Annotated in this window: 11 protein-coding genes; 8 read left to right on the top strand and 3 right to left on the bottom strand. The window is 60.0% G+C overall.

The window, feature by feature from the left end; all coding sequences use genetic code 11:
- On the top strand, nt 1-536 hold a 536-nt coding region (gene ureG / locus KBY85_RS14535), incomplete at its 5' end, for an urease accessory protein UreG (RefSeq protein WP_254962182.1).
- A gap of 102 nt (nt 537-638) precedes the next feature.
- A complete protein-coding gene (locus tag KBY85_RS14530; RefSeq protein WP_396121893.1) occupies nt 639-1,607 on the top strand; it encodes an ABC transporter substrate-binding protein in 969 nt (322 codons plus the stop codon).
- A gap of 6 nt (nt 1,608-1,613) precedes the next feature.
- Here KBY85_RS14530 and KBY85_RS16000 read toward each other — a convergent pair whose 3' ends face one another.
- Entirely contained in the window at nt 1,614-2,837 is a 1,224-nt protein-coding gene (locus tag KBY85_RS16000) for a GGDEF domain-containing protein (protein ID WP_254962181.1), read from the bottom strand.
- Between the two features lie 448 nt (nt 2,838-3,285).
- Here KBY85_RS16000 and urtA point away from each other — a divergent pair, with 448 nt between their 5' ends.
- From urtA to KBY85_RS14495, 6 genes are all read left to right on the top strand, one after another.
- Nucleotides 3,286-4,581: an urea ABC transporter substrate-binding protein gene (gene urtA, locus KBY85_RS14520; protein WP_254962180.1), complete on the top strand. Its 1,296-nt coding sequence runs from the start codon at nt 3,286-3,288 to the stop codon at nt 4,579-4,581.
- A gap of 99 nt (nt 4,582-4,680) precedes the next feature.
- Nucleotides 4,681-5,838, top strand: coding sequence for an urea ABC transporter permease subunit UrtB (locus tag KBY85_RS14515; RefSeq protein WP_254962179.1), 1,158 nt, complete (start codon nt 4,681-4,683; stop codon nt 5,836-5,838).
- Nucleotides 5,839-5,841: 3 nt separating this feature from the next.
- On the top strand, nt 5,842-6,984 hold the full coding sequence (gene urtC / locus KBY85_RS14510) for an urea ABC transporter permease subunit UrtC (RefSeq protein WP_254962178.1): 1,143 nt from the start codon (nt 5,842-5,844) through the stop codon (nt 6,982-6,984).
- A gap of 20 nt (nt 6,985-7,004) precedes the next feature.
- Nucleotides 7,005-7,754 (top strand): urea ABC transporter ATP-binding protein UrtD, encoded by a 750-nt coding sequence (urtD, locus tag KBY85_RS14505; protein ID WP_254962184.1) that lies wholly within the window; start codon nt 7,005-7,007, stop codon nt 7,752-7,754.
- 14 nt (nt 7,755-7,768) lie between these two features.
- Entirely contained in the window at nt 7,769-8,503 is a 735-nt protein-coding gene (urtE, locus tag KBY85_RS14500) for an urea ABC transporter ATP-binding subunit UrtE (protein WP_254962177.1), read from the top strand.
- Nucleotides 8,504-8,541: 38 nt separating this feature from the next.
- The gene (locus KBY85_RS14495; RefSeq protein ID WP_254962176.1) at nt 8,542-9,015 is read left to right on the top strand and encodes a hypothetical protein; all 474 of its coding nucleotides are present in this window, start codon (nt 8,542-8,544) and stop codon (nt 9,013-9,015) included.
- Here the strand turns inward: KBY85_RS14495 and KBY85_RS14490 are convergent.
- Nucleotides 8,985-10,505 (bottom strand): APC family permease, encoded by a 1,521-nt coding sequence (locus KBY85_RS14490; RefSeq protein ID WP_254962175.1) that lies wholly within the window; start codon nt 10,503-10,505, stop codon nt 8,985-8,987. The two genes, KBY85_RS14495 and KBY85_RS14490, sit on opposite strands and share 31 nt — an antisense overlap.
- Before the next feature lie 7 nt (nt 10,506-10,512).
- On the bottom strand, nt 10,513-10,963 hold a 451-nt coding region (locus KBY85_RS14485; RefSeq protein ID WP_254962174.1), incomplete at its 5' end, for an aminotransferase class IV.

Below are 10,963 nucleotides of genomic sequence, written 5' to 3'. Positions count from 1 at the left end.
AGGCCCTCTGCCGGCGGCTGCGCGATCGCCTGCAGCTGGCGGTTGTCACCAACGACATCTACACCCAGGAGGATGCCCAGTTCCTCACCCGAGCTGGGGCCCTTGAGCCCGAGCGCATCCGCGGCGTCGAAACCGGTGGCTGCCCCCACACCGCCATCCGCGAGGACTGTTCGATCAACCGGGCGGCGGTCGCCGAGCTGGAGGCGGCCTTCCCCGATCTGGATTTGGTGCTGGTGGAGAGCGGCGGCGACAACCTGGCCGCGAGCTTCAGCCCCGAGCTCGTGGACCTCTGCATTTATGTAATCGATGTGGCCGCCGGCGACAAAATCCCTCGCAAGGGCGGCCCGGGGATCACCCGCTCCGATCTGCTGGTGATCAACAAGATCGACCTGGCTCCCATGGTGGGAGCCAGCCTCGAGGTGATGGCAGCCGATACCGAACGCATGCGCCCTGGGCGCCCTTGGTGCTTCACCAACATCCGCAGCGGCGAAGGACTAGAGGCGGTGGAGAAGTTTTTGTGGGCCCAGCTGCCGTGATTTTTTTGGTAATGTGCTGAATGGAAACAAGATTAGGCATCTCTCTTTCCCGGGTCCATTTACGGCGTGGTGATCTCTCCTGTGTCTGCCTTTCCACGATATTTGCTGCGCCTGGGTGCTTCATCTGGCCTGCTTCTGAGTGCAGCGGGCTGTGGGGCTGGGGTAGCCACTGTTACCGTTCCGGTCAGCAATTGGCCTGGCTATGAGTATTTTTCGCTAGCCCAGGACCGTAAACTAGATCAGCGTTATGACTTAAAGCTTGACCTCAAAAACTATACGAATCCCCAAGATATTGTCCACGCTTACCTGCGGGGAGAGTTGAAGCTGTCCCAGCTGACCACCGTTGAAGCCGTTGACATCTGTCAGCGGGTGCCGAAGCGTTGCCCAGTGGTGGTATTGGTGCTTGATGAATCCAGGGGCGCCGATCAGGTGGTAGTTGACCGGTCTTTGAATTCTATTGCCCAGCTTCGCTCTCGCCCGGTGGCCATCACTCCGTCGACCCTGGGACCTTTTGTGCTCAGCCGCGCTCTAGCCCTCAATGGTCTAGGCCTGGAGGATGTGGAACTGAGGCCAATGCCATTGGAGGCGATGCCGAAGGCTCTAGCCAGGGGTGAAGTTGCCGCGGCAGCGCTGTTCCCACCCTTTTCCGACCAAGCAATTGCTACAGGTAAGGTTCGCCCCCTATTCACTAGCCGTGAAATTCCTGGCCAGATTTTCGACATTCTGGTTGCTGATCCCGAGTTCCTTTCGGCCAATCGGCCTTTAGTGGCACGGCTTTTGAGGGTCTGGCAGGCTGCCCACAAGGAGGCGGCTGCCAACCCTGACGCCGCGATCGCCACCATGGCCCGTCGGGAGGGTGTAACCGAACGGGGATTCCGTGATTCGTTGAAGGGTTTGGTGTTTTTCTCTTTGGCCAACCAGGAGCCCCTCTTTGTGCAAGGCGGCGTTCTAGAGCGCAACCTCAGCACAGTCCGTGACGTGCAGGCCTATCTGGGTCTGGTGCCTACTGCATCACCACTCCCCCCGGTTGACGGCACGGTCCTGCGCCAGGCCCTGCAATCCGGGGGCTAGGTCGAGCTAGGCCAAGGTATCTGCGGCCGTGACACCATGGCGCCCCAGATTGCTTTTGCGGTGGTAGAGAGCTTGGTCGGCTTTTTCCATCAGCTGACGTTGACTGGTCCCCTGTTGAGGTATCCCACTGGCGACCCCAATGCTGGCCGTAACCCAGCTGGCAACTGGGCTGGATTCATGGTCGATGCAGGCGGAATCCAGGGCGTTAATAATGGCTTCCGCCAGTCGATAGGCTTCGGTCAACCCAGTTTCCGGCAGCAGAATAGCGAATTCCTCGCCACCTACACGGCAGACAAGGTCGGTGCTGCGAAGCACCTTGCTTTTTATCGCATCTGCAACTTTCCCGAGGCAGAGGTCTCCTTCAACATGCCCGTAGCTATCGTTGTAAAGCTTGAAATGGTCCACATCCAACATAAGTAAACTCAAGGGTTGGCCGCTACGCAGGCCCCGCTTCCACTCCTGGCTGAAAACCTCGTCGAAGCGGCGTCGGTTGCCTACTGAGGTGAGCCCATCCGTGTTGGCTAGGTCCCTGAGTTGTGCTGTCAGTGATAGGGATTCAGTGACCAATTTGTAGAAGCTGCCGCTGAGGCTAATGATTTCCCGGGGGGCTTTGCTGAAGCTGGGGCTTTGCAGGGTTGTGGCTATATTTTTATCAGGGTTCAGCATCAGCTCATCTAGCTGTAGCAACGGTTTAAGAATCCGATCGGCTGTGCGCCAGGCAAAGCTCAAGCCCACTACCCAGCCCAGCACAAGCCCAGCCATCCAGATGCCCATACCCAAAAGACGTGCTGAATATTGCTCTTTTTTAAGAGCATCAAGCTTTTGGGCTTTTTCGTTGTACAGATTTGCCAAGACTTCGCCGTGTCGCCGAATCTCACTAATTGTTCGGTCTTGAGTTGTTCGTTGTATCAATGTTAGGCTAAGTGGTTTGTTTTGTTTTTGCAGTTCTTTAACTTCAGCAGCCGTCTGTTCCAGGTTGCGTTGCACCTGGACTGAGAGCAGCCGGATAGCCTCTAGTTCCCGATGGAGTGCGTTGGTTCTAGATAGCCGGCTCAGGGTTGTGAGCTTTTCATCGAGGGCGGTGCGGAAGCTCTTGAGCTTCGTGATGTCATGGTTCAGCTCATCGCTTAGCGCGCTTGTCCCGCCTTGCACCATGTACTGAGCCGTGTGCGGCACAGACTGGAGCATCTCAAAGCTGAGGTGCCTTATGACATCAGACTCAAAGGCCACTTCACGGGCCTGGGCTCCGGCATTTTGGCTAACCCATTCGCTAAGGAACCACCCGCCTACAGTCGCCACAGAGACGATAGCAAGAGTAGTGACCTGGGTTGTAAACAGCCGCCTTCGGAGTCCCACGCCGTCGGCGATCTCAGTATCCGATGCTACTCGGTAGGAATCAAATTGTTTGGGGTTAGGCGAGTTGTGGGCGAATTCAGTTGGTGAGCATTTGCTGAGCAAGCCCTGAGACCATCTCGGCATTGTGTAATTGGTGTCGAGCGATACGGCGCCGGGGCTGATTGTTGCTGCTGTTTTGTGGGACTTTCTGGATTCCTTCGAGGTCGCAGGGCTTTTGCGAGATTCGTAGCAACCACTACAGGGCCAACGTGTGACAACTGGATACCTTCCACTGACCGCTAAACAGCAGCGGGACATTCAGCGGTTTCCCGTAGGAGTTTTTATGAAGTCTTCCCTGATGCGCAAAACCACCATTCGTTATGTCGCTGGTGCGACGGCGATGGCAGCCAGCCTTTCGCTGGTGGCCTGCGGCGGCGGCGGCGAAAAAGCCTCTGGCGATTTTGACGGTGAAGTGAAGGTGGGGATCCTCCATTCCCGCTCCGGCACCATGGCCATCTCTGAAAACACGGTGGCGGAAGCCGAGTTGATGGCGATCGAGGAGATCAACGCCAAGGGCGGGATCACCATCGATGGCAAGAAGCTGAAGATTGTTCCCGTCGAAGAGGATGGTGCCTCTGACTGGCCCACCTTCGCTGAGAAAGCCAAAAAACTGATCGATCAGGATCAGGTGGCTGTGGTGTTTGGTGGCTGGACCTCAGCTAGCCGCAAGGCGATGCTGCCTGTGTTTGAGGCCAAGGATCACTTCCTCTTCTATCCGATCCAGTACGAAGGTCAGGAGTGCTCCCAGAACATCTTCTACACCGGTGCCACCCCCAACCAACAGGCTGAGCCGGCTGTCTCTTGGCTGCTCAAGAACAAGGGCAAGGACTTTTTCCTAGTGGGCTCCGATTACGTGTATCCGCGCACCGCGAACACGATCATGAAGGAGCAGCTCAAGGTTGAGGGCGGCAATCTGGTGGGTGAGGACTACCTGCCGCTTGGCAACACCGAGGTGGCTCCGATCATTGCCAAGATCAAGCAGGCCCTGCCCAAGGGTGGCGTGATCGTCAACACCCTGAACGGTGACAGCAACGTCGCCTTCTTCAAGCAGATGAAGGCTGCTGGCATCACCCCTGCCAATGGCTACTCGATCATGAGCTTCTCAATTGCTGAGGAGGAGGTTGCGGCAATCGGCCCCGAATATCTGGAAGGCACCTATGCGGCCTGGAACTTCTTCCAGAGTCTCGATACCCCCGCTTCCAAGAAGTTCACTACTGATTTCAAGGCCAAGTACGGCGAGAATCGGGTCACCAACGACCCGGCTGAATCCGCCTACAACATGGTGTACCTCTGGGCCGCTGGGGCTGAGAAGGCCAACAGCGTTGACGACAACGCAGTGCGTAAGGCGCTAATCGGTGTGACTTTCGATGCCCCCCAGGGCAAGATCGAGGTGCAGCCCAATCACCACACCACCGAGCTGGTGATGATTGGTGAGGTCCAAAAGGACGGCATGTTCAAGATCATCGAGAACAAGGGAGTTCTCAAGCCGATTGCCTGGAACCAGTTTGTTCCCGAAACCAAGGGTTACACCTGCGATTGGACCCAGGATCGTCCTGACGCTGGCAAGTTCAAGATGTGAGCCTTCAGCTTTCCTGTTGACTTCAGGTCGGGGGAGCTTAGCTCCCCCTTTTCACTTCGTTTTTATTTTTCTTTCCCTTGCCGAGCCCTGTTGGGCGCCATGGATCTTCTTTACGACACACTCTTCAATGGCTTAGCCATCGGTTCGGTGCTGGTGCTGGCCGCCCTTGGCTTGGCCGTAGTCTTTGGCTTGATGGGGGTCATCAACATGGCCCACGGCGAGTTGATGATGCTCGGGGCTTACACCACCTTCGTGGTGCAAAACCTATTTAAAAATGGCCCTCTGGAGGGTCTTTTCCCTATCTACATTTTGGTGGCGATACCGCTTGCTTTTTTAGTGAGTGGTTTAGCTGGCTTGCTGCTGGAAAAAACCGTGATTCGGCGCCTATATGGCAGGCCGTTGGAAACTCTCTTGGCAACCTGGGGGGTAAGCCTGATTTTGCAGCAATTTGTGCGCTCGGTGAGCAGTGCCTTTGTTGTGGGCCTTGTGGTGGCCGTGGCTCTGGGGCTGGTAGCACCACGGCTGTGGCCCAGCTCCTGGGCTCAACGGCGCTGGACCCCATTGCTTGCAGTGGCTAGCTGGGTAATTTCCGGCCTAATTGGCATCATCTTGGCTACCGGGCTAGGTGGCGTTCGGGTGCTGGATCAGCCCTGGTTTAGCGCTCGTAACCTAGACGTCACTGCTCCCCTCTGGTTGCGGGGTTCGGTTGATTTTGGCGGTGTCAATATGCCAACGGCACGCCTGTTCATTGTTGCTCTTACGGCGATTGCCCTGGTGGCGGTGCATTGGTTCCTTCAGAAGAGCGTCTGGGGGATTCGCATCCGGGCCGTTACCCAAAACCGCTCGATGAGCGACTGCCTGGGGATTCCTACCGAAACCGTCGATGCGCTCACCTTTTTGGTGGGATCGGGCTTGGCTGGAGTGGCTGGAGTGGCTGTGACTTTGCTTGGCTCGGTGGGCCCAAACCTCGGCGGTAACTACATCGTTGACTGCTTCATGGTGGTGGTTTTGGGTGGGGTTGGCAAACTTCTCGGCACGGTTGTAGCGGCCCTGGGTATTGGAGTTCTCAGCTATGTGATCGGCTCCGGCTCCCTACTGCTGCTCTGGCCAGCTATGCCAGCCGGGCTAAATGAGCTGATCACATTTTTTGCCACCACCTCGATGGCAAAGGTGCTCGTGTTTGCTCTGATCGTCCTGTTCCTGCAGTTCAGGCCCGCTGGCCTGTTCCCGCAGAAGGGACGGCTGGTGGAGGCCTGAGCCATGGCGAAATTGCGCACCTGGTTGCCGTGGCTGCTGCTTGTGGCAGCAGCGTTGATCTTGCCGGCGATCTTGCCGCCGTTCCGGCTCAACCTGCTGGGGCGGTTTTTGTCCCTGGGAATCGTAGCCCTGGGTATAGATCTGATCTGGGGTTTTACTGGCATGCTGAGCCTGGGTCAGGGCATCTTCTTTGCCCTAGGTGGCTATGCCATTGGCATGCATTTGCAGCTCTTATCTCTGGCGCCTGGGGAGTTGCCTGAGTTTTTCGGGCTTTATGGAGTTAAGCAACTCCCTGTTTTTTGGCAGCCATTTCAGTCTTTTGTGTTTACGGGCTTGTGTATTTGGGTGTTGCCTGCCTTGGTGGCTGGTGTGCTTGGTTATTTAGTTTTTCGCAACCGCATCAAGGGGGTCTACTTTTCGATTCTTACCCAGGCGGCCCTGCTGGTCTTTTTCAACTTTTTTAATGGCCAGCAAAAGCTGATTAATGGCACCAATGGCCTCAAAACTGATACCGCCCGGATCTTTGGGGAGCTGGTGGGCAGTGATGCCATGCAGCGCAACCTTTTCTGGCTCACTGTGGTGTTGGTGATGGCTGCGTGGTTGCTCTGCCGCTGGCTCACCCGTGGTCGCTTCGGCGATGCCTTGATCGCCATCCGCGATGACGAGCCGCGCTTGCGCTTCACCGGCTACAACCCCACGGCTTACAAAACCCTGGTGTTTGCCATTGCCGGTGCCATGGCTGGCGTTAGCGGTGCCCTCTACACCGTGCAGTCCGGCATTGTGTCGCCCCAATACATGGCAGTACCTTTCTCTATTGAGATGGTGATCTGGGTGGCGGTGGGGGGCCGCGGCACCTTGATCGGAGCCGTGCTTGGTGCCGTTCTGATCAACTACGCCAAGAGCCTGGTGAGTGAACAACTGCCGGAAACCTGGCTGTTTATCCAGGGTGGTTTGTTCCTATTGGTGGTCACGGCGCTGCCTGATGGCTTGGTGGGCTGGTGGCGTCAGGGTGGCCCGCGCCATATCCAGGCCATGGTTGGCTGGCCAGCATTGGCGCCCACTTATCCAGGCTTGGATCTCGACCCCGCGGCGCAGGCGGAGCGCCAGGCCTTTAGGTCCGATCTGCCTCCCGGAGGTGCCCCATGACTTCGTCTACTGCCGCCCCTTTGGTCGCCCCGTTGCTGGAGCTACGCGGTGTCAGCGTCAGCTTCGATGGTTTTTGGGCCCTCAACGATCTCAACCTCTCCCTGGCACCCGGCGAGCTGCGGGCTGTGATCGGCCCGAATGGTGCGGGCAAAACCACCTTCCTTGATGTGATCACAGGCAAGGTGCGCCCCACCAAAGGCGACGTGGTGTTTCGGGGGCGCTCGTTGCTAGGCATCGCTGAGCACCGCATCGCTCGGCTGGGGATTGGTCGCAAATTTCAGACCCCGCGCGTCTACCAAAACCTCAGCCCTCGCCGCAATCTTGAGCTGGCTGTTAAGGGCAGCCACTCACCCTTCAAGCTGCTATTTGGCAGCCTCGATAGCCGTCAGCGCCAGCGGGTCCAAGAGTTGCTGGCGGTGGTTGGCCTCGAGGTGCATGCCTCCCGGCGGGCCGGCAGCCTTTCCCACGGGCAGAAGCAGTGGCTTGAGATCGCCATGTTGCTGGCCCAAGACCCTTATGTGCTGCTGGTGGATGAGCCGGTGGCCGGCCTTTCCGAGGAGGAGACCGAGCGCACCGGTGCTTTGCTGCGCAGCCTTGCGGGCGACCACACCGTGCTGGTGATCGAACACGACATGGATTTCATTCGAGAGCTCGATTGCCCTGTAACCGTGCTGCATGAGGGTCACGTGCTCTGTGAGGGCACGATGGAGAAGGTGCAGAGCGATCCCCGCGTGATCGAGGTTTATCTCGGTGTTGAGGACGACGTATGACTGCTTCTGCCACCATGACAACCCCACCCCAGGGCGAGGCCAGCCGCTTGCTAAGCGTGCGCGGGCTCAACGTCTATTACGGGGAGAGCCATATTCTCCGCAACGTCGATCTATCGGTCGCGCCAGGTCAGATGGCCTGCCTGATCGGGCTCAATGGAGTTGGCAAAACCACCCTGCTCAAGTCGATCATCGGCCTGGTGCCCCAGCGCAGCGGTTGCATTGAGCTGGCAGGCAGCGACTGCGGCGGCCTGGCCCCCCACCGCCGCGCCGGGGCGGGCATTGGCTATGTGCCCCAAGGGCGGGAAATCATTCCCCAGCTCAGCGTGCGCGAAAACCTGCTGCTGGGTCTGGAAGCCCTGCCGGGGGGTATGGGTCGCCATCGCCATATCGACCCGCTGGTGTTTGAGCTATTCCCTGTGCTGGAGAAGTTTCTGGCTCGCCGTGGCGGCGACCTCTCCGGTGGTCAACAGCAGCAGCTGGCCATCGCCCGGGCCCTGCTTGGCAAGCCCCGTCTGCTGCTGCTCGATGAACCCACGGAGGGCATTCAGCCCTCGGTGGTGCTCGACATCCAGCGGGCCGTGAGCCGCATCATTCGAGAGACTGGCATCTCGGTGTTGCTGGTGGAGCATCACGCCAGTTTTGTGCGCCAATCCGACTGTTATTACGCCATGCAGAAGGGCGGCATCGTGGCCAGTGGCGCCACGGCCGATCTCAGCTCGGAGATGATCCAGCGCTTCTTGAGCGTTTGAGGCTAAAAATAAGCTGATCAAAGTCAGCTAGAAATTCGATGCGCCCTTCCCTTGTGGCGGTCTTCGCGGCCGGTATGTGCAGCACCACCCTGGTTGCCGGTTTGGCTCCAGTTCAGGCCCAAACCTGCCAGTTCCTAGCGCCAGTGGGTGGCGATGGCACCACCAACGTCGTCACCAAAACGATTGGTGCAGGCAATCCCTTTGGCCGCCCCAACTGGAACACCGATTTCTTCGTCACTCAGCCCTACGGCAGCTACAAGTTCTTCTTCACCGCCAACTCCTCGGTGAGTGCCACCTACCCCATCCAGGGCTATCTCAAGTTCACTGACGGTTCCAGCTTGCAGGTGATAAATGAGTCGTTTGCACCCCAGATGGGTACCGGCCGCATGTGGGGCCCCTTCCCCGCCATTTCCGGCAAAACCGTGAGCCAGCTCAACTTCAAGATTGGTGCCAGCGCAGACCAGGCGGCCACTGGTTTCACCTATCGCATTTCCACCATGGGTTGCAACTGAGGTAGGCGGGAGCTGGTGGCGATCGGAAATACCACCAGGGCCCAGATAGCTAGCGCAGCCAGCTGGGCTAATAGGCCCAGCGGCACGCAGGTGATGGCCACGATGCCGCCGAGGTACAGAAACCACCAAAGTCCATGGCGTAGGTGCTGGCGATCGGCCAGGGCAAACAGCCCGGTCGGCACCAGCACGATCAGGCTGGCTCCTCGCAGCGAGCTGGTGCCGCACCAGCTGATCGCCCAGGTGGCCAGCACGAAGGCTGAGCTGCACCAGACACCGGCCCAGGGCAATCGGTAGGCCCGCTGGGCATCGGGCAACTGCCGGCGCAGGGCTACCAGGCTTACCGGGCCCATGGCCAGGGCGATCACCAAGGTGGCGGTGAGGAAGCTCACCACGGTTTGCCAGCTGGGGCCGCTGAGCAGCATCAACACCCCCATGGCCAGGCTCACTAATAGGGCGACTGAGGGCACGGCCTGGCGGTTGAGCCGCCCAAAGCTGCTGGGCAGCAGCCCGCAGCGCCCCATCATCCAGCTCACCCGCGCCGAGGCGCCCATGTAGGCCATGGCCGTGGCGCTCGGGGAGATCACCGCATCTAGCAGTAGCAGCCGCTCCACCCAGCCGAGACCCAGGCCCATGGCCAGGGCCACCAGGGGTCCGCCGTGGGCGGTGAGCTCAAGCCGGCCCCAGCCGCCGGCTAGTTGGTCGGGGGGGATGGATACCAGGAAGGCCAGCTGCAGGATTAGGTAGATGCCAAGGGAGATAGCCAGACCTAGGGCCATGGCCAGGGGCACGGTGCGCTGGGGCCGGCGGGTTTCGCCGGCAAGATCCATGGCGGTGCGAAAACCCAGCAGCGAAAACAAAATCCCGCCGCTGCTGATCGCCGTCACCATGCCCTGCAGGGTTTCGCCCGGGGGTAGGCGGCTGGCGGTGAGGTTGCCCCAGTGGCCCGAAGCCAGCATCAGCGTGACCGAGATCACCAGGGGTACGGCCAGTTTCCAGGCGGTGAGCCCGTCGATCCAGCGGGCTAGCCAGCCCACCCCTGCCAGGTTGATCCAGGCCAGCAATGCCAGCAGGGCCGTGGCCAGGGCTAGGCCGGGACCACTGAGCACCTGGCCGCTGCCCTCATCGGCCGTCAGCCAGGGGAAGCTGCTGGCCAGGTATTGCATCACCGCCAGCACCTCGATGGTGGGCAGGGCCAGGTAGGCGACCCAGGCGCTCCAGCCGCCGATGAAGCCGGCGGTGCGGCCGTGACTGAGCAGGGGGATCTGGGCCAGGGCGCCGGAACTGCTCACCAGGGAGCCCAGTTCGGCAAATACAAGGGCCAGGCTGAAGGCCAACATTCCGCCCAGTAGCCAGGCGCCGAGGGCTGCTGGGCCGGCACTGCGGGCGGCGTAAAAGGGGGCAAACAGCCAGCCTGAGCCGATAGTGCTCGTCACCACGGCCAGGGTGAGGCTGCGCAGCCCCAGCTGGCGAGAGAGTTCGGAGGTGGTCATCGCCGGGTCATGGGCTGGCCTGCAGGAGCTGTCGCCAGAACGTCTCCGCCTCCTGGCTGCCGCCGCCAGATGGAGCGGGGTTGGTTATCGGCAGGGCGCCCAGGTGGCTGATCGGCCGGCAGCCCAGGCTGTTGATCAACCAGGCCGCCTCGCAGCTGGCTAGATCTTGCTCGTTGACCGGGGCTTCAGTGATCAGGCCCCGATCCAGACTCCGCTGCCGCATCACCCCCGGCAGGCAGCCGCTGCTTAGGGGCGGGGTGATCCAGGAGCCCCCGCGGCACACCAGCAGGTTGGCGCTGGTGCCGCAGCAGAGGCCGCCGGCGGAGCTGGCCAGCAGGGCGTCGTCGGCGCCCGCCTCCAGGGCCTGGCGGCGGGCCTGGATCGAGGCCCCGTAGGCGAAGCTCTTGCAGCGGCTCAGCAGGCTGGTGGCGCTGCGGGTTTCAGTGGCACTAACGATC

The sequence above is a fragment of the Cyanobium sp. BA5m-10 genome, from assembly GCF_024346255.1.
GTDB lineage: Bacteria > Cyanobacteriota > Cyanobacteriia > PCC-6307 > Cyanobiaceae > Cyanobium_A > Cyanobium_A usitatum.
This window is presented reverse-complemented; position numbering and strand designations above follow the sequence as displayed.

Coding starts and splice junctions, on each gene's coding strand:
- urtC (WP_254962178.1), top strand. CDS start 5,842: ATGGCGAAATTGCGCACCTGGTTGCCGTGGCTGCTGCTTGTGGCAGCA.
- KBY85_RS14490 (WP_254962175.1), bottom strand. CDS start 10,505: ATGACCACCTCCGAACTCTCTCGCCAGCTGGGGCTGCGCAGCCTCACC.
- urtA (WP_254962180.1), top strand. CDS start 3,286: ATGAAGTCTTCCCTGATGCGCAAAACCACCATTCGTTATGTCGCTGGT.
- KBY85_RS14495 (WP_254962176.1), top strand. CDS start 8,542: ATGCGCCCTTCCCTTGTGGCGGTCTTCGCGGCCGGTATGTGCAGCACC.
- KBY85_RS14515 (WP_254962179.1), top strand. CDS start 4,681: ATGGATCTTCTTTACGACACACTCTTCAATGGCTTAGCCATCGGTTCG.
- urtE (WP_254962177.1), top strand. CDS start 7,769: ATGACAACCCCACCCCAGGGCGAGGCCAGCCGCTTGCTAAGCGTGCGC.